At 64.8% G+C, this 25,517-nt stretch carries 11 protein-coding genes and 1 pseudogene; 5 read left to right on the top strand and 7 right to left on the bottom strand.

Annotated features, from left to right (window positions below):
• Nucleotides 1-123: 123 nt before the first annotated feature.
• Nucleotides 124-1,461, bottom strand: coding sequence for an ATP-binding protein (locus PSH84_RS13550; RefSeq protein WP_305483053.1), 1,338 nt, complete (start codon nt 1,459-1,461; stop codon nt 124-126).
• Nucleotides 1,458-2,138, bottom strand: a complete 681-nt coding sequence (locus PSH84_RS13545) for a response regulator (RefSeq protein WP_122567877.1) — start codon at nt 2,136-2,138, stop codon at nt 1,458-1,460. The genes PSH84_RS13550 and PSH84_RS13545 overlap by 4 nt, the downstream gene beginning before the upstream one ends.
• Nucleotides 2,139-2,313: 175 nt before the next feature.
• Between PSH84_RS13545 and dsbD the strand changes: the two genes are divergently transcribed.
• Genes dsbD through dsbG form a run of 3 tightly spaced genes read left to right on the top strand, consistent with a single transcriptional unit; the run spans nt 2,314 to nt 5,653 of the window.
• Nucleotides 2,314-4,041 (top strand): protein-disulfide reductase DsbD, encoded by a 1,728-nt coding sequence (dsbD, locus tag PSH84_RS13540; RefSeq protein WP_305483052.1) that lies wholly within the window; start codon nt 2,314-2,316, stop codon nt 4,039-4,041.
• On the top strand, nt 4,041-4,910 hold the full coding sequence (locus PSH84_RS13535; RefSeq protein WP_122567875.1) for a TlpA disulfide reductase family protein: 870 nt from the start codon (nt 4,041-4,043) through the stop codon (nt 4,908-4,910). The genes dsbD and PSH84_RS13535 overlap by 1 nt, the downstream gene beginning before the upstream one ends.
• On the top strand, nt 4,886-5,653 hold the full coding sequence (gene dsbG / locus PSH84_RS13530; RefSeq protein ID WP_305483051.1) for a thiol:disulfide interchange protein DsbG: 768 nt from the start codon (nt 4,886-4,888) through the stop codon (nt 5,651-5,653). The genes PSH84_RS13535 and dsbG overlap by 25 nt, the downstream gene beginning before the upstream one ends.
• Nucleotides 5,654-5,817: 164 nt before the next feature.
• Here the strand turns inward: dsbG and PSH84_RS13525 are convergent, their stop codons facing one another.
• Together PSH84_RS13525 and PSH84_RS13520 are read right to left on the bottom strand one after the other, a co-directional pair.
• Complete coding sequence (locus tag PSH84_RS13525) at nt 5,818-6,624, bottom strand: alpha/beta fold hydrolase (RefSeq protein ID WP_122567873.1); 807 nt, start codon at nt 6,622-6,624, stop codon at nt 5,818-5,820.
• A gap of 216 nt (nt 6,625-6,840) precedes the next feature.
• A pseudogene (locus PSH84_RS13520) lies at nt 6,841-19,828 on the bottom strand (non-ribosomal peptide synthetase).
• 281 nt (nt 19,829-20,109) lie between these two features.
• Here PSH84_RS13520 and PSH84_RS13515 point away from each other — a divergent pair.
• Nucleotides 20,110-20,658, top strand: a complete 549-nt coding sequence (locus tag PSH84_RS13515; RefSeq protein ID WP_092327046.1) for an RNA polymerase factor sigma-70 — start codon at nt 20,110-20,112, stop codon at nt 20,656-20,658.
• A gap of 146 nt (nt 20,659-20,804) precedes the next feature.
• Here the strand turns inward: PSH84_RS13515 and PSH84_RS13510 are convergent, their stop codons facing one another.
• The 3 genes from PSH84_RS13510 to PSH84_RS13500 all read right to left on the bottom strand — a co-directional run bounded on the left by PSH84_RS13510 (nt 20,805) and on the right by PSH84_RS13500 (nt 23,407).
• On the bottom strand, nt 20,805-21,818 hold the full coding sequence (locus PSH84_RS13510; RefSeq protein WP_122567871.1) for a GNAT family N-acetyltransferase: 1,014 nt from the start codon (nt 21,816-21,818) through the stop codon (nt 20,805-20,807).
• Between the two features lie 70 nt (nt 21,819-21,888).
• On the bottom strand, nt 21,889-22,665 hold the full coding sequence (locus PSH84_RS13505) for a substrate-binding periplasmic protein (protein WP_305483168.1): 777 nt from the start codon (nt 22,663-22,665) through the stop codon (nt 21,889-21,891).
• 115 nt (nt 22,666-22,780) lie between these two features.
• Nucleotides 22,781-23,407, bottom strand: coding sequence for a TetR/AcrR family transcriptional regulator (locus PSH84_RS13500; protein WP_122567870.1), 627 nt, complete (start codon nt 23,405-23,407; stop codon nt 22,781-22,783).
• 180 nt (nt 23,408-23,587) lie between these two features.
• Here PSH84_RS13500 and PSH84_RS13495 point away from each other — a divergent pair, with 180 nt between their 5' ends.
• Nucleotides 23,588-25,384: an acyclic terpene utilization AtuA family protein gene (locus tag PSH84_RS13495; RefSeq protein ID WP_305483050.1), complete on the top strand. Its 1,797-nt coding sequence runs from the start codon at nt 23,588-23,590 to the stop codon at nt 25,382-25,384.
• Nucleotides 25,385-25,517: the final 133 nt, after the last annotated feature.

Below are 25,517 nucleotides of genomic sequence, written 5' to 3'. Positions count from 1 at the left end.
TGAAGAAGCAAATTCCGTGGGAGCAAAACCTGTGGGAGCAAAGCTTGCTCGCGATGGCAGCACCTTGGCCAACAGTCAGACCGAGGTGCCTGCCTCGCGAGCAAGCTTTGCTCCCACAGATAATTAACCGGGCAGCACCTGCACCGGCATCGTCAATTCGACCCGCAATCCATCCGGGCGGCTGTCGAAATGCAGCCCGCAGCCGCACCGCTGGACAATGGCCTGGACGATCGCCAGCCCTAGCCCGCAGCCGGTGCTCTGGCCGTTGCGCCAGAAGCGCTGGGTCAGGTGCTGAATGTCGTCGGCGGCGATGCCCGGGCCATGATCGCGGACTTGGAAGCGTACGCGCTGGCCGATCATTTCCAGGCTCAGTTCCACATCGGTATCGTCCGGGGTATGGCGCAGGGCGTTATCCAGCAGGTTGCGCAAGGCGGCGATGGAGAGCACCGCCGGCATCTGCACCGGTGCATCGGACAGCCCTGGGGCCAGGTGCAGCTTGATTCGCCGGGACTCACTGCTGGCCGAGTCCTGGATCGCCAATCGCGCGACCTGCTCGGCATTGCAGTGCACGCCATCGTCGAACGACAGGCTGCCTTCGACCCGCGCCAGCAACAGCAGTTGTTCGAGGGTGCGATGCAAGCGGTCGGCGCCCTCCTCGGCCCGGGCCAGGGATTGGTCACGGGCGGCGCCCTCGGTCATGCGCGCCACTTGCAGGTGGTGTGTCTTGATTGCGGTCAGTGGGCTGCGCAGTTCGTGGGCGGCGTCGCCGGTCAGCCGGCGCTCGCGTTCGATGGTCTTGCCGATGCGCTGGAACAACTGGTTCTGGGTCTCCAGCAAGGGTCGCAATTCGCTGGGCAGCGGATGGATCTGCAAGGGCTCCAGAGAGTCGGCATTACGCCGCATCAGCGCATCGCGCATGCGGTTGAGCGGCGCCAGGCCCTGGCCGATGCCCAGCCACAACAACAGGCACAGGCAACCGAGCAACGCCACGCCCACCGGCACCGAGGCGGCCAGCAGTATCGACATGTTCAGGGCTTCGCGCTCGATCTGGCGGTCGGCGGTGGTGATGCGCAAGTCGCCCCGGGCCAGGGTGAAGCTGCGCCAGGGCGCGCCGTCGATCATCTGGTCGTGGAAGCCCATTTTCTCGGCTTCCAGGACCTGTTCCGGGGTGCCGTGGCTGCGGGCCAGAATCTCCCCGCGCAAGGAACTGACCTGGCAGGCCATGCCGCCGGGAATGCTCAATTGCTCGGAGCTCAAATGCGTGCCGTCGCCCTTGCTGGGCAACGGCGGCATCTGTTCCAGCAACCCGGCGACCATCCGCGCCGAGGCCACCAGACGCTGGTCGAGGGAGAACATCATCTGGTTGCGCAGGTCACTGAGCATCCACGCCGCGGCCAGGGCCCAGATCAGGGCGAAGGCGGCGCCGAGGGTCAAGCTCAGGCGCAGTCGCAGGCTCATCACTTGGAGGACTCTCCGCCGTCGGCCGGCCCCAGGCGATAACCCAGGCCGCGCACGGTCTCGACAATGCCGTTACCCAGCTTGCGCCGCAGGTGATGGATATGGACGTTGAGGGCGTTGCTTTCCAGTTCGTCGTTGAACCCGTAGACGCTGTCCTTGAGTTGCTCGCTGGACAGCACCCGACCGCGACTGTGCAAGAGCGCCTGCAACAGCGATTGCTCGCGCCGGGACAGATCCACCGGCTGGCCGTCCAGGGTGGTCTCCCGACTGCTGGGGTCGTAGGTCAGGCGACCGTGCTCGATCAGGTTGACGCTACGCCCCGCCACGCGCCGCAGCAACGTATGCAGGCGCGCCGCGAGCTCGCGCAGGTCGAAGGGTTTGAGCAGATAGTCATCGGCGCCGGCCTGCAAGCCATCGACCCGGTCGGTCACCGAGTCACGGGCGGTGAGGATCAGCACCGGCGTTTCCAGCCCCTGCTGACGCAGTTGCCGGAGCAACTTGAGACCGTCCTCATCGGGCAATCCCAGGTCCAGCACCATGACATCGAACTCCGCCACGCCGACCATCGCCCGCGCCGCCGATGCGGTGGCCACGTGCTCGACCGTCAGGCCCTGCGCCGTGAGGCCGGCAACGATCCCGCTGGCAATCAACTCATCGTCTTCGCAGACCAGTACGCGCATGGTAAGCCCCGTGGAAAAAGGTACATTAGGCCGCCGGCCGATTAAGCCGACATTATGCGACGAGTACGGCCAACATGGGCGATCATTGCGGCCTGCCGGTCGTCGCCGGGTTAATCGACGGTTAATCGCCAGCCGCCATTGTGTTTTCCACTTGCTTCGTTCTAAGGCTTTATCCATGCGTCGATTGTTTTTGCTGTGGCTGTTCCTGATCTCGGGCCTGGCCCAGGCCGCCAATCCCTTCGAAACCAAACCCGATTTCCTGCCGGTGGAAAAGGCGTTCGTGTTGACCTCCGAACGCCTGGACTCCGGTCAGACGCAGCTGTTCTGGCAGATCGCCGATGGGTACTACCTGTATAAGCAGCGGCTCAAGTTCGATGGCCTGGCCGAGGCGCAGAAACCGCAGCTGCCGGAGGGTGAGGCCCACAGCGACGAGTTTTTCGGCGACCAGCAAGTCTATCGCCAGGCGCTGGAACTGAAGATACCCGCCGGTGCCACGGGCAAGATCAAGGTGGGCTTCCAGGGCTGTGCCGACGCCGGCCTGTGCTATCCACCCCAGACCCAGGTGATTGACCTGGGTGGCAGCGCACCCGCGGCGGCCACCGGCGAGGCACCGGACCAGGCCCTGGCCAGCGGCCTGCAACAACGGGCCTTGGGCTGGAGCCTGCTGGTGTTCTTCGGCCTGGGCCTGCTGCTGGCGTTCACCCCTTGTTCGCTACCTATGTTGCCGATTTTGGCCGGGCTGGTGGTGGGCAGCGGCGCCGGACCGAGACGCGGCCTGGCCCTGGCCGGCAGCTACGTGATCAGCATGGCCCTGGTGTATGCGGCCATGGGCGTGCTCGCCGCGCTGCTGGGGGCTAACCTGCAGGCACTGCTGCAACAACCGTGGCTGCTGGGCAGCTTCGCGGCCGTATTCGTGTTGCTGGCGTTGCCGATGTTCGGTTTCTTCGAATTGCAATTGCCGGCGGCGCTGCGTGACCGTCTGGAAAACGCCGGACGCCAGCGGCGCGGTGGCAGCCTGGTGGGCGCCGGTATTCTCGGGGCGTTGTCCGGCCTGTTGGTGGGCCCGTGCATGACCGCCCCGCTGGCCGGCGCCCTGCTGTACATCGCCCAGAGCGGCAATGCGCTGCACGGCGGGCTGATCCTGTTCACCATGGGCATCGGCATGGGTCTGCCGCTGTTGCTGCTGGTGACCGTGGGCAACCGCTTCCTGCCCAAGCCCGGCGCCTGGATGAACCTGCTCAAGGGCGTGTTCGGCTTCCTGTTCCTGGGCACCGCGCTGCTGATGATTCGCCCGATCATCGACGGCTCGCTGTGGATCGGCCTGTGGGGCGTGCTGCTGTTGATCGCCGCCTATAGCGCCTGGCGCCAGACCGAAGGCTTCGGCCGCATGGCCTACCTCTGCGGCAGCGCTTCGTTGCTGTTCGGCCTGTGGGGCAGCCTGCTGGTGATTGGCGCAGCGGGCGGTGGCGATGACCTCTTCCAACCCCTGAAGGTCTACGCCGGCAGCGAGGGCAGCGCGAGCGTCAGCGTCCACGACACCTTCGTTACCGTCAGCGAGCCCGCCGCCCTGCAACGGGAACTGGACGCCGCCAAGGCCCAGGGGCAGTGGGTGCTGCTGGACTATTACGCCGACTGGTGCGTGTCCTGCAAGATCATGGAAAAACAGGTATTCGGCCGCGCCGAGGTACTCGACGCCTTGCAAGGCGTGCGCCTGCTGCGCCTCGACGTCACCGCCGACAGCCCCGCCAGCCGCGAGCTGCTGAGCCGTTACCAGGTACCGGGGCCGCCGAGCCTGCTATGGATCGGCGCCGACGGTGAAGAGCGCCGCAGCCAGCGGATCACCGGGGAAGTCGACGCCAAGGCGTTCCTGGCGCGCTGGAACCTCACCCGGGACGCACGCTGATGCTGACGTTCACCCTCGGCACCTTCGCCATCGCCCTTAACCACCTGTTGCTGATCAGCGCCCTGGCCCTGGCGACCTTCGTCGGCTGGCGGGTGGCCAAGCGCGGTGGCGAGAACCCCGAGTCGGTGCTATTCGTGCTGTTTCTACTGGGGCTTTTGGCCGCGAGGATCGGCTTCGTCGTCGCCTATTGGCAACATTACCGCGACGACCCTTGGCAGATCGTCGACCTGCGCGACGGCGGCTTCCTCGCCTGGCCGGGGATTGTGGCGCTGCTGATCGGCGCCTTGTTGTGGGCCCGGCACCGCCCGGCCCTGCGCCGACCGTTGGGCTTCGGCGTCGGCAGCGGCCTGCTGTTCTGGCTGGTGGCGACCCTGTCGCTGACGATTTATGAACAAGGCACCCGACTGCCGGACATCACCCTGCGCACCGCCGACGGCCAGACCGTGAAGCTCACCGACTACCAGGGCGGCCCGCTGGTGATCAACCTCTGGGCCACCTGGTGCCCGCCCTGCCGGCGAGAAATGCCGGTGCTCGAAGAAGCCCAGCAACAGCGCCCGGACCTGACCTTCCTGTTCGTCAACCAGGCCGAAAGCATGCAAAGCGTCAGCACCTACCTGGCCACCCAGGGCCTGAGCCTGACCAACGTATTGTTCGATGGCAGCGGCCGCCTCGGCCAGGCCGTGGGTTCCATGGCCCTGCCGACCACCCTGTTCTACAGCGCCGACGGCCGCCTGCTGGGCAGCCACCTGGGCGAATTGTCGGAAGCGAGCCTGGCCCGCGCCCTGGAAAACTTCGAAACACCGGGCTCGACCACGGTGCCCCACTCCGCCACAAGGAAACCGCCATGCCCCGCCTCCGCCACCTGCTGACCCTGGCCGTTGCCGCCACACTGTCGCAGACCCCGTTGCTCCAGGCCGAAGAATTGCCTGCGGCCATCAAGAAGATCGAAGCCAAGGGCGCGAAAATCATCGGCACCTTCGAGGCCCCGGACGGGTTGCGCGGTTACGCCGCGCAATACCAGAACCGTGGCATGGCGCTGTACCTGACCCCGGATGGGCAGCATGTCCTGCTGGGCAACCTGTACGACGCCAACGGCAAGGACCTGAGCGCCGAGCCGCTGCAAAAACTGGTCTATGCACCGATGGCCAAGGCCATCTGGGCGAAGATGGAAGCGAGCAACTGGATCGCCGACGGCAACAAGGACGCACCGCGCACGGTGTACCTGTTCAGCGACCCGAACTGCCCTTACTGCAACATGTTCTGGGAGCAGGCCCGGCCTTGGGTCAAGGCTGGCAAGGTGCAGTTGCGCCACATCATGGTGGGCATCATCCGCGAAGACAGCCCAGGTAAATCCGCCGCCTTGCTGGCCGCCAAGGACCCGGAAAAAACCCTGGCCGAGCATGAAAAAGCCGGCAAGGGCAGCCCGCTCAAACCACTCAAGGACATACCGCCCGCCATCCAGGCCAAACTGGACGCCAACCAGCAGTTGATGGACGAACTGGAACTGTCCGCCACCCCGGCGATTTTCTACCTGGATGAGAAAGGCGACCTGCAACAGCAGCAAGGCGCGCCGTCGCCGGACAAGCTGGTGAAGATTCTCGGGCCGAAGTGACCGACCGCCAGACCGCCACTGCAGCCCCCCTGTGGGAGCGAGCTTGCTCGCGATTGCGGCAGATCAGTCAGCATTGAGGTGACTGACATACCGCTATCGCGAGCAAGCTCGCTCCCACAGTGGATTTGCATCGGTCACAAAATCCCTGCACGCGATGACAACGGTCAGCGACGCAGGAACTCCAGCAACGCCTCGTTCACGAATTGCGGGTTCTCCAGGTTGGAGATATGCCCCGCCTCCGGAATCAACACACGGGCACACCCGATCAACTCGGCCATTTCCAACGCCTCGGACGGCGGGCGGGGTTTGTCCTGGTCGCCGCACATCACCACTGTGCCCTTGGCATCCAGGGCATGCAGGCGTGGCAGGATGTCGTCCCGACCGAAAATGATCCGCCCCAGCGGCACGATGCTGTCGCGCAGTCGTTCAGTCGGCAGCGCGGCCAATGTGGCGCGGAACTGTTGATAGAGCGCCGACTGCGGATCGATGCCCGGCCGGAAGAAGATCGGCACGACGATGTCCAGCAACGGCTCGGGAATGCTGCCGATGGCCTCGATCTTGTCGAACAGTGAAAAATAATAAAGCCGGGTCGGCTCCGGCTCGACGCCGACGTAGGTGTCCATCAATACCAGCGACTGCACGCGCTCAGGCGCCGCCAGCGCCAGCCGAGCGCCCCACATCCCGCCCACCGAAAGCCCGACCAGGTGGAAGCAGTCAATGTCCAGGTGATCCATCAACGTCAATGCCTGGCGGGCCAGGTCGTCCAGGGAGGTCATGCCCTCGGGCAATCGCCCGGACTGGCCGTGGCCCCACAGGTCCAAGGCAATGACCCGGTAATGCCGGGATAACACCTCGATCTGCGGCGCCCACATGGTGTGGTCCCACAGATAGCTGCTGCCCAGCAGCACCACCGGGCCCTGGCCTTGGTCCAGGTAGTGAAGCGGTTGTCCGTCGATCGTTGCAAAGGGCATGGGTGACCTCCTTGTTTGAGTCTGGAAAAAAGCCTTGGGAGACTGAGCGGTACAGAGTAAGCAGTCAACCTTTAGGCCAACAGTGCCTGTTCTGCCCTCATCGCGGGCAAGCCTTGCTCCCACAGAGTTGAAGCTCGAACACAGATAATCTGCTCGCAGCCGATCCCTGTGGGAGCAAGGCTTGCCCGCGATGAGGCCTCTATAGACGCCGCAAAACTACATTCCTTCCAACTCCGCCATCAAATCATTCAACCGATCCACCTTTTCCTCAGTGATTTCGCTGGCCGCCAGGCCATCGATGTAGTCGGCCAGTTCCTGCACCGTGCTGCACTCGAACATCGCCCGCAGCGGCACGTTGCGTTGCAGGGCCTTTTGCACCCGTGAGGCGATTTGCGTCGCCAGCAAGGAATGACCGCCCAGCTCGAAGAAGTTGTCCCGCACGCCCACGCGCTCGACTTTCAGCACCTGGGCCCAGATGTCCGCCAGGGTCTGCTCCAGCTCATTGCCGGGCGCCTGATAGTCCTGGCTTTGCAACTGGCCGATCTCCAGAGCCGGCAAGGCCTTGCGGTCGAGTTTGCCATTGGCGTTGAGGGGCAGGCAGTCGAGCCACAGCCAGTGCAGCGGCACCATGTACTCCGGCAGCTCGGCCCGCAGGCGCTGCTTGATGCGCTCCAGGCGTTCGGTGGGTTTCAGTGCCGAATCGGTGGCAACCAGGTAGCCCACCAGATGCTTGCCATTGGCGCCCTCCTGGACGCCCACCGCCCCATCGCGCACTTCCGGCTGTTCATGCAACCGCGCTTCGATTTCCCCCAGTTCGATGCGGTAGCCACGGATCTTCACCTGATGGTCGATGCGCCCGACGTACTCCAACACCCCGTCGCTGCGCCGCCGCGCCAGGTCGCCGGTGCGGTACAGCCGCTCTCCCGGCGCCCCGAACGGGTTCGGCACAAACACCGGGGCGGTGCGCAACGGATCGCTGACATAACCGCGTCCAACCCCCGTGCCCGCCACGCACAACTCGCCCACCGCGCCGAGCGGTACCAGGTCCAGCGCGCCGTCGAGCAGGTACAAACGGTTGTTATCGGTAGGTGTGCCAATCGGTAAGTAAGTGCCACGGGTCGAGGCCATGTCGACCCGGAAAAACGCTACGTCATCGGAGCATTCCGCCGGACCGTAGGCGTTCACCAGGCCGATATCCGGGTAGCGCAACAGCCATTGATGAGCCAACTGCGGCGGCATCGCTTCGCCGGTGGGCAGCATCCAGCGCAGGCCGTCCAGACCGATACGGTCTTGGGCGAGCATGCCCTGGATCAGCGACGGCACGCTTTCCAGCACGGTAATGCCCTGGTGTTGCACATGCTCCAGCAGCCCTTGCGGGTCGTGGGCTATGGCGTTGGGCACGATGTCGACCCGGGCGCCGAACAACGGTGCGGCGAGGAACTGCCAGACCGAAATATCGAAGCTTTGGGACGCCGTCTGGGCGATCACGTCCGCCTCGCTCAGCGCCAGGTACGGCACTTTGCTCAATTGGTTGTTGAGCATGCCGCGCTGTTCCACCATCACGCCTTTGGGCTGGCCGGTGGAGCCGGAGGTGTAGATCACGTAGGCCAGGTTATCCGGCCCGCTGTAGACGCCGGGGTTTTCCTGCGACACAGCGCTGGCCTGGATGGCTTCCCACACCAGCAACTTCGGCCGCCCGGCACAGGCGAACTCCTCCAACAGCGCCAGCGCCTGGGCATGACAGGCCTGGGTGCAGACCAACAGCGGCGTGCGGCTCAGTTCGATGATGCGGCTCAGGCGCTGGCTCGGCAGGCCCGGATCCAGCGGCAAGTAGCCGGCACCGGCCTTGAAACTGCCGATGATCATGCCCAGCAGTTGTGCATCCCGTTCAGCCAGCAACGCCACCGGCTGATCCAGGCCGACACCGGCCGCGATCAGGGCGTGGCCGAGGCGGTTGCTGCGTGCATTCAACTCGGCGTAGCTGTAGCTCGCGTCCAGGCAACTGACCGCACGGCGGTGGGGATGGGCCGCGACCCGCGCCTCGAACAGCTCGACGTAGCTCTGCTCCAGCGGATAGGCATGCGCGCTCTGGTTGCAGCCCTCGATGAGGAAGTCCTGTTCTTCGGCACCGATCAGCGGCAGCTCGCTCATGTCGCCGTGCAAGCCCTCCATCAACGCCAGCAGCAACCGTTTGAACTCGCCCAACAGCCCCTGGACGGTGCTTTCATCGAAGTAGCGCTGGTCGTACGAAAGGTGCAGTCCCAGGTCATCCCCCGGGTAGCAGACCGCCGTCAGCGGGAAGTTGGTGTGGGTGCGCCCCGAGTCGGAGGTGGCATTGAGGCTTTGGGCACGGTCCAGCACCGAGACTTCCACCGGCGCGTTCTCGAACACGAACAGGCTGTCGAACAGCGGCTGGCCCTTGGGCAGTTCGCTGACTTCCTGGATGCTCACCAGCGGCAGGTATTCGTACTCGCGTAGTTGCATGTTGCGGTCCAGCAAATCGCTGAGCCACTGGCGCACGCTGCAACGCTGATGGTCCTCGGGCATCTGCACGCGCAGGGCGATGCTGTTGATGAACAGCCCCACGGTGCGTTGCATCTGTGGCAGTTCCACCGGGCGTCCGGCCACGGTGACGCCGAACAGCACGTCGCGGTCGCCGCTGACCCGGCGCAGTACCAGGGCCCATGCCGCCTGGGCGAAGGTGTTGACCGTCAGTTGGTGGGCCTGGGCCAGTTCCCGCAGCCGTGCGCCGTCCCGGGCATCGAGACGGGTGTAGCAGTCGCCGACGATCATGCCGCCGCTGTCACCGGCGTGCTCGCGCAGGAACGGCCGGTCGCCAGGGATCGGCGTGGTCCGCTCAAAGCCTTGCAGGTTGCGCTTCCACCACTGCCGGGCGTCGTCCAGGCTCTGGTGTTGCAGCCAGCCGATGTAGTCGCGATAGCGCGGCGGCACGGCCAACTGCGGCTCGCGCTGTTCGCCCAGGGCGGTGTAGAGCTCGAAGAAGTCGTCCATCAGCAGCGAACGGCACCAGGCATCGATGAGGATGTGGTGGTTGCTCATCATGAACCAGTAGCGCGCCGCGCCGACCCGAATCAGCCGCAGGTGGAAGGGCGCCTGGTTCAATAGATCGAAACCGGCCTCGCGTTCATCCTTGAGCAGGGCCTGGAGCTTGGCTTCCTGGGCGTCTTCCAGCACCTCGGACCAGTCGAGGTAATCCACCGGCGTGCGGCCCGGCTTGTGGATAATTTGCAGCATGTCTTCGCCGACGTTCCAGCAGAACGAGGCGCGCAAGGCTTCGTGGCGAGCGATGACCGCCTGCCAGGCCTGGGCAAAACGCCGCGGGTCCAGTTCGCTGTTAATGCGGTAGCGATCCTGCATGTAGTACAGGCCGGTGCCCGGTTCCAGCAGGGTATGCAACAGCATGCCTTCCTGCATGGGCGTCAGCGGGTAGACGTCTTCGATCTGCGCGGCCGGCACGGGCAGGCTGTCGAGCTGGCCCTGGGTCAGCTTCGCCAGGGGGAAATCCGATGGCGTCAGGCCGCCCGCTTCGTCCGTCAGGCAATGTTCGATCAGGCGTTGCAACTCATCGAGGTAGGCCTCGGCCAGCGTGGCGATGGCCTCTGGGTCGTGACGCTGAGCGCTGAAGGTCCAGCGCAGCACCAGCTCGCCGCCGCTGACCTGGCTGTCGACGCTCAGTTCGTTGGGCAACGGTGCATCGGGATCGTGGATCGCCCCCAACGGCGCATCCAGCGGCTGGAACAGCGCATCCTGACCGAGGGTCTGGTCGAGCTGCCCCAGGTAGTTGAAGGTGATCGCCGCGTGCGGCAGGCCGGCCATCGCCTCGCGAGTCGCCGCGTCCGCCAGGTAACGCAGCACGCCATGGCCGAGGCCCTTGTGGGGCACCGCGCGCAGTTGCTCCTTGATGCTCTTGATCGAGACACTGAAATCTTCGGCCGCTGGACTCAGGCGCACAGGATAGACGCTGGTGAACCAGCCCACGGTGCGGGTCAGGTCGAGGTCGTCGAACAGCGCTTCACGGCCGTGGCCTTCAAGCTGGACCAAGGCCGAATCATGGCCGCTCCAACGGCACAGCACCCGGGCCAGCGCCGTGAGCAGCAGGTCATTGACCTGGGTACGATAGGCGCTCGACGCCCGTTGCAGCAGTTGTCGGGTGCGCTCGGCGTCCAGGCGCACGCTGACGGTTTGCGCGTGACGTTCCTGCAGCCCGCCGTCAGGATTGGCGCACGGCAACGCCAATGGCGCACCGCTCAACTGCGCTTGCCACCAATCCAGTTCTTCGCGCAAAGATTCGCTGCCGGCGTAGGCCTGCAAACGCGCGGCCCAGTCACGCAACGGGCTGGTCTTGGCCGGCAGTTGCAGCGCCTGCCCGGCGCTGAGCTGGCGATAGACAGTTTGCAGGTCGTCCAGCAGCACCCGCCACGACACACCGTCCACCACCAGGTGATGGATGACGATCAGCACCCGTTGCTGGCCATCCGGGAACTGCGCCAGCACGGCACGCAGCAACGGCCCGGTGGCGAGATTGAAACGGCTCTGCGCCTCGGCAAACAACGCTTCGCACGTCTGCGTGGTGTCCACGCAGACCTGCTGCAACAGCACGGCGCCAGACAACGACTGGTGCTCGGCGCACCACTGCCCGGCGCTTTTGTCGAAGCCCAGGCGCAAGGCATCGTGGTGCTGGAAGACGGCGTGCAACGCCCGTTCCAGAAGTTGCGGTGCCAGGGCCGTGGTCGGCTCCAGCACCAGCGCCTGATTCCAGTGATGCCGGTTGGGGATCGGACGGTCGAAGAACCAGTGCTGAATCGGCGTCAGCCCCGATTCACCCTGCAACAGCCCCTGTTCGGCGTGCACCTGCTGGCTGCGCGTGGCAACGGCGGCCAGGGTCTGTACGGTCTGGTGCTGGAACAAATCCCGGGGGGTGAAATGGATACTCTGCTGTCGGGCGCGGCTGACCACCTGGATGGACAGGATCGAGTCGCCGCCTAGCTCGAAGAAGTTATCGTTGAGGCCCACCTGCGTCACGTTCAGCACCTCGCACCAGATCGCCGCCAGGGCCTGCTCCAGAGCATTGCTCGGCGCCACGTAGTGTTGGCGATTGAGCTCAAGATCGGGCAGCGGCAAGGCGCGGCGGTCGAGCTTGCCGTTGGCGGTCAGCGGCATGCTCGCCAGCAGGATCAGGTGCGTGGGCACCATGTAGTCCGGCAGTTGGGTCTTGAGATGGTTTTTCAGTGCTTCGCGCAGAGCCGCTTGTTGCTCGTCGTCCTGGCTGGCGATGTCGCTCACCAGGTAGCCGGCCAGTTGCTTGCCGCCAGGCATGTCGAGGGCCAGGACCACCGCCTCGCGCACCGCCTCATGTTCCAGCAGACGGGTTTCGATTTCCCCCAGCTCGATACGGAAACCACGGATTTTCACCTGATGGTCGATCCGTCCCAGGTATTCCACCAGCCCGTCGGCACGCTGGCGCACCAGGTCGCCGGTGCGATACAGGCGCCCGCCCTCGGTGGCGAACGGGTCGGCGACGAAACGCTCGGCGGTCATGCCCGGACGCTGGTGATACCCCTGGGCCAGACCGGCGCCGCCGACATACAACTCACCCGTGGCGCCTGGCGGCACCAACGCCAGGTCGGCGTCGAGGATGTACGCCACCCGGGCGCCAATCACGCTGCCAATCGGCACACTGGCCGCGCCCTCCTCCAATTGCTCTGGGGCCAGGCTTGCCAGGGGCATGACCACGGTTTCGGTCGGGCCATAGGCATTGAAGAACAGGCTCGGGCTGAACGCGGCGCGAATGCGCTGCAAATGCTCGCCCGTCAGGGCTTCGCCGCCGGTGATGCACATGCGCACGGGCAAGGTCTGCCCTTGGGTCGCCAACCACTGCGCCAACTGGCTGCCGTAGCTGGGGGTGAACCCGAGGATGTTGATGCGGTGCTGGCGAATCAGCCCGCAGATTTCCTCGGCGTCCCACTGGCCCTGGGCCCGCAGCACCACGTGGGCGCCACTGAGCAACGGCACCAACAGGCGTTCGGTGGCCGCGTCGAAGTTGATGGAATAGAAATGCAGTTCGCAATCGTCCGGGCGCATGCCAAAGCGCTGGATCACCGCCTGGCAATGCATGGCGATTTCACCGTGGGACACCACCACGCCCTTGGGTTTGCCGGTGGAACCGGAGGTGTAGATCAGGTACGCCTGATGCTGTGGCAGATTGATCAGCGGCAGCGAGTGATCCGGGTATTGGGCCAGGGCCGCCGAATCATCTTCCAGGCACCAGCACCCCACACCCTCAGGCAATGCACCGAGGGCCTGGAGCATCGCCCTGTCGCTGAGCAGCAGGCTGATGCCACTGTCTTCGATCATGTAGCTCAAGCGGTCCAGCGGGTATTCCGGGTCCAGCGGCACATAGGCACCGCCAGCCTTGAGGATCGCCAGCAGGCCGATGACCATTTCCAGCGAACGCTCCAGGGCCAGACCGACCCGCACCTGCGGCCCAACGCCTCGCTCGCGCAGGCTCCAGGCCAGGCGATTGGCGTGGCTGTCCAGTTGCGCATACGTCAGGGTCTGCCCGGCGAAGGTCAGGGCTGGGGCGTCGGGACGCGCCCGGGCCTGTTCGTCGAACAGTGCGTGGAGGCACTGGTCCAGGCGATGCTCACCGGGCTCGACACCCAGGCTGTCGAGCAGTTGTTGCTGCTCGCTGGCGCCCAGCAACGGCAACTCGCTCAGCCGCCGGGTCGGATCCTCCAGCAACGCTTCCAGCAGATTGCGCCAGTGCCCGGCCATGCGTGCGATGCGCGGTTCGTCGAACAGGTCGGTGCTGTAGGTCAGGCAGCACCCCAGGCGCTGATCCAGGTCGGTGACCTCCAGGTTGAGGTCGAACTTGGTGGCCCGGGCGTCGTTGACCAGGTATTCGACGCTCATGCCGGCCAGCGTGCGGCTCTGCTGGAATTCCCAGCGCTGCACGTTGCACATCACTTGGAACAACGGGTTGTAGGCCGTACTGCGCGGTGGTTGCAGGGCTTCCACCAAATGATCGAACGGCAAATCCTGATGGGACTGGCCTTCGATGACGGTGTGGCGCACCTGCTCAAACAATTCGCCCACCGACATCTGCCCGTCGAGCTGGCAACGCAGCACTTGGGTGTTGAGGAACGCACCGATCAAGCCTTCGCTTTCCGGGCGGATGCGGTTGGCCACTGGCGCGCCGATGCGCAGGTCGGTCTGGCCGCTGTAGCGGTAGAGCAGCACGGCCAGGGCGGCGGTCATGGTCATGAACAGGGTCAGGCCCTGCTGCGCATTGAAGGCGCGGACCCGCGCTGCCAGCTCATCACTGAGATCGAAACGGAACAGTTCGCCGCGATGGCTTTGCACCGACGGACGCGGGCGATCGCCGGGCAGCTCCAGCAGCGGATGTTCGCGGCCCAGTTGCGCGGTCCAGTAGTCCAACTGCCGTTGACGCTCGCCGGATTCCAGCCATTGGCGCTGCCAGACGCTGTAGTCCAGGTACTGCACCGGCAACGGTTCCAGCGGGGATTCACGGTCGTCGACAAAGGCTTCGTACAGCGCGCTCAGTTCACGGGCGAAAATATCCATCGCCCAACCTTCGGTGACGATGTGGTGCAGCGTCAGCACAAAGTAATGCTCATGCTCGGCGGTCTTGACCAGACAGGCCCGCAGCAGCGGACCGGTTTCCAGGTCGAAAGGCTGGTGGGCCTCGCTGTCCGCCAGTTGCTGCACCCGCTGCTGGCGAATGTCAGCGGCCAGCCTCGAGAAGTCCTTCCAGCCCATGCGCAGGCCCGTCTCGCCGTGCACCTGTTGGCGAGCCACACCGTTGACGCTCGGGAACGTGGTGCGCAGGGTTTCGTGGCGCAGGATCAACGCCTGCAAGGCCGCCTCGAAGCGCCCGACGTCCAGCACCCCGCGCAATCGCGCCATGCCGCCGACGTTGTAGGCCGGGCTGTCCGGCTCCATCTGCCAGAGGAACCACATACGCTGTTGGGAATACGACAGCGGCACCGGTTGGCTGCGGTCGACCTTCTCGATGGGCGGCTGGCGGTTGGTCTGGCCGCTGCCCTGGATCAAGCGCACCTGTTCGGCGAAAGCCCCAAGCTCACTGGCCTCGAACAAGGTGCGCAGTGGCAGCTCGACGTCGCAGACCTGGCGGGTGCGGGAAATGATCTGGGTCGCTAACAGCGAATGGCCGCCCAAAGCGAAGAAATCATCCCGCAGGCCGACGCGCGCAAGGCCCAGCACGTCGCGCCAGATACCAGCGATTTGCTGCTCAAGGGCGCTGACCGGCTCGACGTGCTCGCGCACCTGCCATTGCGGCTCGGGCAAGGCGCGGCGATCGAGCTTGCCGCTCGGGCCCAGGGGCATGGCGTCCAGGCGCAGCAGTTGAACAGGCACCATGTAGTCCGGCAGCTCGGCGGCCAGGGCGGTTTTGAGCCGGGTGTTCAGTTCGTCCTGGCCGAGGGCAACCTCAGGCGCGGTGTAATAGCCGATCAACTGCGGGCCAGCCGAGGTGTCGCGCACCAGCACCGCCACTTGGGCGACGCCGTCCTGGGCCAGCAGGCGCGCTTCGATTTCCTGCGGTTCGACCCGGAAACCGCGCAGTTTGACCTGCTGGTCGAGGCGACCGAGGTATTCGATCACGCCGTCGGCGCTCCAACGTGCCCGGTCGCCGGTGCGGTACAACCGCGACCCAGCCGGCCCCATTGGGTCGGCGACGAAACGCTCGGCGCTCAGGCCCGGACGACCGAGGTAACCCCGGGCCAGGCCCAGGCCGCCGATGCACAGCTCGCCCGGCACACCGGCCGGCACGGGATTGAGGTCGCTGTCGAGCACCCGGCACAGCACGTTGCCCAACGGCCGCCCAATCGGCGAGCGCTCGCCATCGGCTTCAGTGCACTGCCAATGGGTGACATTGATCGCGGTTTCGGTCGGGCCGTAGCGGTTGTGCAATTGCGCCGACGGCAGGCGCGCCAGCACCCGGTTGCGCAACTCGGCCGGCAAGGCTTCGCCCCCAGAGAAGACCCGCCGCAGGCTGCTGCAATGGACACTCAGTGGTTCGTCGACGAACAGGCTCAACAGCGGTGGTACGAAGTGCAGCGTGGTGACGCCAAACTGCTGCGCCAACTGGGCGATGCGGTGCGGATCACGGTGCTCGCCGGGGCCGGCCAGCACCAGTTGGCTGCCGGTGATCAGCGGCCAGAAACATTCCCAGACCGACACGTCGAAACTGATGGGGGCCTTTTGCATCAGCACATCGCTGGCATCCAGCCCGTAGGTCGCTTGCATCCATTGCAGGCGCTCGGCCAGGGCCGCGTGGGTATTGCCGACGCCTTTAGGCTGGCCGGTGGAGCCGGAGGTGTAGATCACGTAGGCCAGGTGATCGCCGTGCAGGTGCAGGCCCGGTGGGTTGCTCGGCCATTGTTCCAGGTGCAGGGCGTCCATGGCGATCACGCTGACACCCTCGCAAGCTGGCAAGCGTTCGAGCAACGCGGTTTGGGTCAGCAGCAAGTCGACGCCGCTGTCGTCGAGCATGTAGGCCAGGCGGTCGGCCGGGTAGTCCGCATCCAACGGCACATAGGCACCGCCGGCCTTGATGATGGCCAGCACGCCGATGAGCAACTGCGGCGAGCGCTCGGCGGCAATCGCCACGCACACGTCCGGGCCAACGCCCTTGTCCCGCAGGTAATGGGCCAGGCGATTGGCCTGGGCGTGCAGCTCGGCATAATCGAGTTGACCGCCGTCCCAGCGCAGGGCGATTCGTTGCGGCGTGCAGCGGGCCTGCTCGTTCAACAGCTCCGGCAACCATTGGCTGGCCGGCGCGCACGGGGCCGCGCTCCACTGCTGCTGTTGGCTGTGTTCATCGGCGGTCAATAACGGCACATCGCCGATGGCTTGCTGCGGATCGGCACAGACCGCTCGCAACAGGTTGCAGTAATGCACTGCCAGCCGCTCGATGGTCGCCGCCTCGAACAGTTCGTCGGCGTAGTCGAACGACAGGGTCAGCCGGCCGTTGCGATCTTCTTCGCTGTGCAATTGCAGGTCGAACTTGGCTTCGCGACTGTGCCACGGCAATTCCTCGGCCAGCAACCCCGGCAAACGGCGCAAGGCACTCAGGTCACGCTGCTGGTGGTTGAACATCACCTGGAACAGGCCTTGTTCGCGCGCCTCGGGAAACGCTTCGAGCAGTTGCTCGAATGGCAGGTCCTGGTGGGCCTGGGCCCCGAGCGTGGCTTCCCGGGCCTGGGCCAGCAGCGCGGCGAACGGTTGACGGGAATCGACCTGCCCGCGCAAGACCTGGGTGTTGATGAAGAAGCCGATCAGCCCCTGGGTTTCCAGGCGCGGACGGTTGGCATTGGGCACACCGACGCGGATGTCGGATTGCCCGGTGTAACGCTGCAACAGCGCCTGGAAGGCCGCCAGCAACAGCATGAACGGCGTCGCGTCATGGGCCTGGGCCACATGGCGCAGGGCCTCGCCGAGATCCTTGTCCAGACGCAGGCTGTGCCGCGCGGCGCTGCGCAGACGTTGAGCGCTACGTAGGTGATCCGTGCCCAGCACCAGGGCCGAATGTTCAGCGCCCAGTTGCTGCTTCCAGTAGCTCAGTTGGCGCTCGGCCTCACCCTCGGCGAGCCACTGGCGTTGCCAACTGCCGTAGTCGGCGTATTGCAAGGGCAACGGCGCCAACTCGGCGATCTGGCCTTGGGAGGCGGCGGCATACAACCGGGAGAATTCTTCGAGCAATACATTCATCGACCAGCCGTCGGCGATGATGTGGTGCAGCGTCACCAGCAGTTGATGGTCATCCTCGTCGAGGCGCAACAGGGTGACCCGCAGCAGCGGCCCCTTCTCCAGATCGAACAGCGTGGCCGCTTCGTCTTCTCGAACCTGCCGCGCCCGGGCTTCGCGCCGGCTCCCTGGTTCGTCACTGAGATCGATCACCTGCAGCTTGAATTCGCCAGCCGGATCGACCTGTTGCAAGGCCACGCCATCGCGTTCCAGAAACCGCGTGCGCAAGGACTCATGACGCTCGATCAGTTGCTGGAAACTGGCGCGCAACGCGTCTTCGTCCAGCTCGCCGCGCAGGTGCAAGGCGCCGGGAATGTTGTAGGCGCGGCTCGTCGGGTCGAGCTGCCAGGTGATCCACAAACGGTTCTGCGCCAGCGACTGTGGCAGTGGCGCGTGGCGCGGCAATGCGCTGATCGCACCCTGGGCCCGGCCGCCGTCCTGCTGCTGGTTCGCCACCGCTGCCGTGAACGCAGCCAGGGTCGGGGCTTCGAACAACAGGCGCAGGTTGAGCGCCAGCCCGAGGGTTTCGCTCAGGCGGGCGATCACCTGGGTGGCGGCGATGGAGTTGCCGCCCAGCAGGAAGAAATGATCGTCGGCCTGGACCTGCTCGACCTGCAATTGCTCCCGCCAGACCTGGCCGATGAGGGCTTGCAACTCGGAGGCTGGGACAAACTCATCAACCACGTCGACTTCGACGGACGGGAACTGCGCATAACTGTCCAAACTGCCGTCGGCCAATCGGCTGCGGCAGGCCGAGCGCTGCAACTTACCGCTGGAGGTCTTGGGCAGCGCGCCGGGGTTGAGCAGCACCACCACGCTCGGGGCTTGTTGGCAGGCCTCGGCCACGGCCTGGCGAATGGCTTTGATCAAGGCCTCTGGCGGCAGGACTTTCTGCACGCTGCGGCTGATTTCCGCGGCGATGCCGATGCCTTCCTCGCCGTTGTCGTTGACCGCGAACACCGCCACCCGGCCCTTGCGCACCACTTCCACTTCGCGCTCGATAGTTTGCTCGATGTCCTGGGGATAGAGGTTGTGCCCACGCACAATCAGCAGGTCTTTCAGGCGACCGGTGATGAACAGTTCGCCGCCACGCCGGAACCCCAGGTCCCCGGTGCGCAGCCAGGTCCGGCCGTCGTGCTGGACAAAGGTCTTGGCGCTGGCTTCGGGGTTGCGCCAGTAGCCCAGGGCGATGCTCGGCCCGGCGGCCCAGACTTCACCGACCTGGTTATCGGCCAACGGCTGCAACGTGGCGGGCTCGACGATCAGCACCGCGTGCCCGGGTTGGCTGACACCGCAACTCATCACCGCGCCGCCCTGCCCCGGCTCGACCCGGTTTTGCGCCAGCGCCGCGTCATCCACCCGCAGCGAAGGAATGCCGTGGCGGCGTGGCGTGCCGGCGACGAACAAGGTCGCTTCGGCCAGGCCATAGGAGGCCATGAAACTGTCCGGCGTGAAGCCGCACGGGGCGAACTTCTCGGCAAAACGCTCCAGGGTGTCGAGGCGGATCGGCTCGGAGCCGGAATAGGCCACGCGCCAGCCGCTCAGGTCGAGACGCTGCAGGGCCGAATCACTGACCCGCTCGCTGCACAACCGATAGGCGAAATCCGGGCCGCCGCTGATGGTGCCGCCGTACTCGCTGATCGCTTCGAGCCAACGCAGGGGTCGGGCCAGGAAATAAGCCGGAGACATCAATACGCAGGGAACGCCGCTGAACACCGGCTGCAACAAGCCGCCGATCAGACCCATGTCGTGGTACAGCGGCAGCCAGCTGACGATGACGTCGTCGGGGTTCAGGTCGATGCCGAAGCCATGGCGAATCAGCAATTCGTTTGGCCACCAGGTTGCCGTGGCTGACCTGCACGCCCTTGGGCAACGCGGTGGAACCGGAGGTGTATTGCAGGAACGCAATGTCATCGTCCTGCAGCGTCGGCATCCGCCATTGCCCGGCGCAGGCCGGGTCGAGGGTATCGACGCACAACACCGGCGGCGCCGATTCGATGGCTTGCAGCGGCTCGCGCAGATCACTGCTGGTGAGCAGCAGGCGCGGTTCGGCGTCTTTGAGGATCGACAGCAAACGCTCCTGATGATGGCGACGGGCGGACTCCGGTGGATAGGCCGGAACGGCAATCACCCCGGCATAGAGGCAGCCAAAGAACGCTGCGACGTAATCCGGGCCGCTGGGGAACAGCAGCACGGCGCGATCGCCCAGTGCCGCTTCGGCCTGCAAGGCGCCGGCAATGGTCCGGGCGCGCAGGTCCAGGTCGCGATAACTCAACACCACACCCTGCTCCGGGGTGTCGGCAAGGAAGCGCAAGGCCACCCGGTCCGGCGTCAGCGCGGCGCGGCGCTGGAGGGCATGAGCCAGGGTGCTGGGGAGTTCGAACGCGTCGGTCATGGGGGTTTCCTGCCTGAATTCGGCTTGCAAGTTGTCCCCCATGGAACGGATAGCCCCGACAAATAATTAGTCGGGCCGCCGACTCACCACACCCTGCAGCGAAGCATCCGACAGCCACGCGCCGCGGCAATGGGTCGCGGGGCCGAGGCTGGATTTTATTGCACCAATAATTCTCCTTCTCAATTGACAATCATTATCATTAAGCCTAATTTGGCGCTCGATGTGTAGGACGGGTCCGCCATCCGGACGTCCCGCTAACTTTTTGCAGCAAGGTGAATTCCATGACGGAACAAGTATCCACAAGCAGGTGCGACTCACCGTTACTCCAGGCGTTCGTCGATAACCGACTGATCCTGGTCAAGATCGCGGCGCGCATTACCGGTTGCCGGTCCCGCGCGGAAGATGTGGTACAGGACGCTTTTTTCCGGCTGCAATCGGCGCCGCAGATCACCTCCTCGTTCAAGGCGCAGCTCAGCTATCTGTTCCAGATCGTGCGCAACCTGGCGATCGACCACTACCGCAAGCAGGCGCTGGAACAACGGTACTCGGGACCGGAAGAGGAAGGGTTGAACGTGGTGATCCAGGGTGCTTCGCCAGAAACCTCCCATATCAACTTCTCCACGCTGGAGCACATTGCCGACGCCCTGACCGAACTGCCCAGCCGTACCCGCTATGCCTTCGAGATGTACCGCCTGCACGGCGTGCCACAGAAGGACATCGCCAAGGAACTGGGCGTCTCGCCGACCCTGGTGAACTTCATGATCCGCGACGCCCTGGTGCATTGCCGCAAGGTGTCGGGGGTTCGGGGGGATACTTTCGCTCGGCGGTAATGCGGGTAGCAGTTCCGGCCCCATCGCGGGCAAGCCTTGCTCCCACAGGTTACCTGTTCACAAAAAGGTGCCTGATAGAGATCCTGTGGGAGCAAGGCTTGCCCGCGATAGCGTCCTGACGGCAGCCACTTGGGCCGAGCTGAACCTCACATCAACCCACACCGATCAAAAAACCGCTCACGCCCCAGGATCATCAGTGCCGCGCGCTTGTGGGGGAAATCGAATTCCTTTTCGCAATGAAAGCACTGGTTGTGCAGGTGCCCGATCATCCGGGCATTGTCGGCCCGAGGTTCGGCCACCACACGCTGGGTGCGCGGGTCGTCCAGGAACAGGTAGTGCACCAGCGCCGACAGCCAGCTCGCCACCTTGTGCGGCCCGCGGTGCTGCTCTTCGCCCACCAGCATGTGGATGCCGCGGTCGTAGTGGTCGGCCTCATAGAACGGCGCGATCCGGTCTTCCTTGGCCCAATAGGCTTCGAAGTAGGCGAACGGCTGGTCATCGAAGCAACCGATCAGGGTCAGGACCCGGGGATCGGCCTGCAGCTTGCCCAGGTACTCACGATGTTGTTCCAGGCTGCCCTCCTCCTGCCAGAAACTCGCCACCCGCGGGCTGTTCTGCCAGCGGTTGAATCGCTCCAGGTCCTGCTCGATTTCCACGGTGCGCAAGGACACCCAGGCCCCCAACCGCGCATCGAAACGCCGGTACACCTCGCCACGCGGCTTCATCGGCCGGCGTGGATGGCGGCGGCCATCGGTGATGATCATCTGTTGCGGGTAACTGCCGCTGAACGACTCCCCCAACCAGGGCTGCGGCAATTGCCAGAACATCGTGCGCTCGCAACGGTATTCACCGGCACGCTCGGTGCCCGTCAATAAACCGCTGAGCAAGGCTTCGCCGGGGCGTTCGTCGAGGTGCCAGGTCAGGTGCTGACATTCGGGGTCGCGGGCAAACAGCCAATAGCAGGCCGCCCACAGCGCCGGGCCCACCGGGCGATCATTGATTTCCTGCAAATGCACATGCAACGCGGGACCGCGCACCAGGCGCAGCCGGATCAGCGGCGCGCCTTCAAGCATCAGGCTCAGGTGGCGTTCGGTTTCATCGGCGCCGAGGCGACGGCCACCAGGCAAGGGCAGCGTCGTCGGGTGGTTGAGGTTGGACATGGGAGCGGCTCGCGTATTCGTCGGTAGTCAACGTGTGACGTGAGCCGGGGAGGGAAATTTAGTGTCGCCTTCAATGGGAATGCGTGGGCACCAGCTGGATCTGGTAAGGCTGGAAAATCTTCAGCAACTGACCGTTATCCCGCAGCATTTGCAGCAACTGTGCAAACGCCTCACTGGAAATGGGCGCCTGCGGGCGGATCAGCGCGTAATGGTGGTAAACCTGATCGATGCGCTCGGACACCAGCAATTGCGGGCCGACTTCGGGATTGCGCAGCACGTAATCGTTGAGGTACGAACGGGTCACCAGGGCGATATCCGCCCGCCCGCGCAACACCATCAACAAATTGCTGTCGTGGGAATACGTCAGCGTGGCGTTGTATTGGCCGATGGGGAACTTGGGGTCGGCGTTGAATTCGGCAAAGGCGTAGTGATAACCGCTGAACAGCGCCAGGCGCTTGCCCCTGAGATCGGCGAAATAACTTTGCTGTCGCTCCGGCTGGCGCTGAGCGACGAAGACTTCCGCATCTTCCAGGCCCATGTCCACCGCAGTGTGCGGCACCTCCTGCCAACCCCATTCGGGGTTCTCGAAAATCGCCATGTCGACCCGGCCCTGCTTGAAATCATTGAACCGGCGCGGGATCGAAGTTGGCACCAGTACGAACTGATAGTCGCTTTGCGACTGGTTCAAGGCCTCCACCATCTGCGGCAGCAGGCCGGTGTCGGCGCCGTTCTCGGGACGAACGGTATAGGGCGGAAAATGCGCCGCGCCGATCCTCACCAGTTGCGCCGCCTCGAGTGGCAACGCCAGGAAAACGGCCAGAGTGGCCAGCAGTACACGCGAGGTCATCCCCATCGGCGAAAACGTCAAGATAACCCACTCCCCAAAAGTCCCCATCACTACAATCAAGCTAGGCGGTTTCAGCCGCTGAGCCAGCCACACGGCCATTTATAGCACCGCTCGATTATTGTTTTTCTTCAAGCACCAGGATCAAGGCCTGCTCGGCCAGTTCATCGAGGCTCAGGCTGCCTTCGGCGCGAAACCAGGTGGTGGTCCAGGACAACGCCCCCGTGAGGAAGCGCCGGGTAATGGACACGTCCCCGCGAATATACCCGGCCTCCTTGGCCTGGCCCAGGACCTCGAGCCACAGCGCTTCATAACTATCACGCAGGGCCAGCACATGTCGCTGTCCATCCTGCGAAAGCGAACGCCACTCGTAGACCAGCACCGCCATGGCCTCGCCCGTGCCGCCCATGATCGACTGCAATTCGCAGCGAATCAGCGCCAGCACCCGCTCGCGCACGCTGTCGGCTTCGGCCAGGGCGGCGCGCATCAACGCGGTGTTGTAGCGGATGGTTTCTTCCATCACCGCCCGCAGGATGTCGTCCTTGCTTTTGAAATGATGAAAGATACTGCCCGACTGGATGCCCACGGCACTGGCCAGGTCGCGCACCGTGGTGCGCTCGAAGCCTTTGTTGCGAAACAGGTGGGCGGCGGTCTGGAGCAGTTTGCCGCGAGCACTGTCCGGGTCGGTCAGTTGCCCGTTGTCGACCAGCTCACGCATCACGCCCTGGGCTTTTTGCTCGTCCACCCATTCTCTCCTACAGTCGATCCACCAACGCGCCGCCATCGCACACCAAAGCATCGGTGGCGCGGGCAATTTAAGCCGAGCGAGGCAACCAAGCAAGCGCTCGGCCCGAAGAACCGGTGGACGTTTACAAACCAAGCGCTTGCTTGGTAGTCTCGAACCACCTTTGCCGGAGGGAACGCCATGCCCAAAACGATCCGAATCGGTTGCGCCAGCGCCTTTTGGGGCGATACCTGCACCGCGGCGGCGCAACTGGTCGAGGGCGGGAACCTGGACTACCTGGTGTTCGACTATCTGGCCGAAATCACGATGTCGATCATGGCCGGGGCGCGCCTGAAGGACCCATCGAGCGGCTATGCCACGGACTTCATCGAAGTCCTCACCCCGCTGCTCCAGCAGTTGCATGACGACGGGATCCGCGTCATCAGCAACGCCGGCGGGGTCAATCCCCAGGCCTGCGCGAAGGCCTTGCAAGCCGCCTGCGACCAGGCTGGCGTAGCGCTGAAGATCGCCGTGCTGCTGGGCGATGACCTGCAACCGCAAGGTGAACGACTCGCCATCCAAGATATCCGCGAGATGTTCAGCGGCGAGCCCTTGCCAGCCACGTGTGTGTCCATCAATGCCTACCTCGGCGCGCCCGGTATCGTCGAGGCGCTGCGCCTGGGCGCCGATGTGGTGATCACCGGCCGCGTGGTGGACAGTGCCGTGGTCAGCGCCGCCCTGGTGCATGAATTTGGCTGGGCCTGGGACGATTACGACCGATTGGCCCAGGCCGCACTGGCGGGGCATCTCATCGAGTGCGGCGCCCAGTGCACCGGCGGCAATTTCACCGACTGGCAGGACGTGCCGGATTACGAGCACATCGGCTTTCCTATCGTCGAGGTCAGCGCCGACGGCCCATTCATTGTCACCAAGACCGAAGGCAGCGGTGGGCTGGTCACGCCGTTGACCGTCGGCGAGCAACTGCTCTACGAAATCGGCGACCCGCAAGGTTATCTGTTACCCGACGTAATCTGTGATTTCAGCCAGGTCAGGTTGATCCAGCAGGGCAAGCACGCCGTGCGCGTCCATGGGGCCAAGGGCCTGCCGCCCAGCGATCGATACAAGGTCTGCGCCACGTGGCTGGACGGTTGGCGCTGCACCGCCACTTGCCTGATCGCCGGCATCGATGCAGTGGCCAAGGCTGAACGGGTCAGCCAGGCGATTGTCGCCAAGACCTCGCAGCTATTGCACCAACGTGGCTGGGCGCCCTACAGCGAAGTGAGCATCGAACTGCTGGGCAGCGAAGCCACTTATGGCCAGCACGGCCAGCGCCGGGACAGCCGTGAGGTGGTGATCAAACTGGCGGTACGGCACCCGGACAAACAACCGCTGGTGCTGTTTTCCAGGGAAATCGCCCAGGCCGCCACTGGCATGGCGCCGGGACTGACCGGCCTGGTCGGCGGCCGGCCGACGGTGTCACCGTTGATTCGCCTGTTCTCGTTCCTGGTCGAAAAAGCCACCTGCCGGCTCGACATCGAACTCGACGGCCAGCGCCACCCTTGCCCCCTGCCCGCTGTCGAACCGCTGCACACCGTCGATCTGCCGGTCGCCCCGGCCCCGCCCAAACCCCAGGGCCAGGGCCAGGCCGACGCCAGCGTGCCGCTGATCAAACTGGCAGTGGCGCGTTCCGGCGACAAGGGCAACCACAGCAACATCGGCGTGATCGCCCGGGAACCCGAATACCTGCCCTGGATCGCCGAGGCGCTGACCCCAGAGGTGATGGTCGACTGGATGAGCCACGTGCTCGACCCGCTGCTGGGCCGGGTCGAACGCTGGTACCTGCCGGGCATCCACGGTTTGAATTTCCTGCTGGAAAACGCCCTCGGCGGCGGCGGTGTCGCCAGCCTGCGCATCGATCCCCAAGGCAAGGCGTTCGCCCAGCAGTTGCTGGAGATCCAGATACCGGTGCCGCAGCACATTGCCGATCAGGTCGGCTAGGGGCGGCCGCCATGGCAAATAAACGATCAGCAGTGTGGCGAGGGAGCTTGCTCCCGCTGGGTTGCGCAGCGACCCCGGCTTTTGCGATTGCTGCGCAATCGAGCGGGAGCAAGCTCCCTCGCCACAAGGGTTC

Origin of the sequence: Pseudomonas beijingensis (assembly GCF_030687295.1) — a bacterium.
GTDB classification, from domain to species: Bacteria; Pseudomonadota; Gammaproteobacteria; order Pseudomonadales; family Pseudomonadaceae; genus Aquipseudomonas; species Aquipseudomonas beijingensis.
Note: the sequence above shows the minus strand (reverse complement) of the source record. Positions and strands in the feature narration are given on the sequence as shown.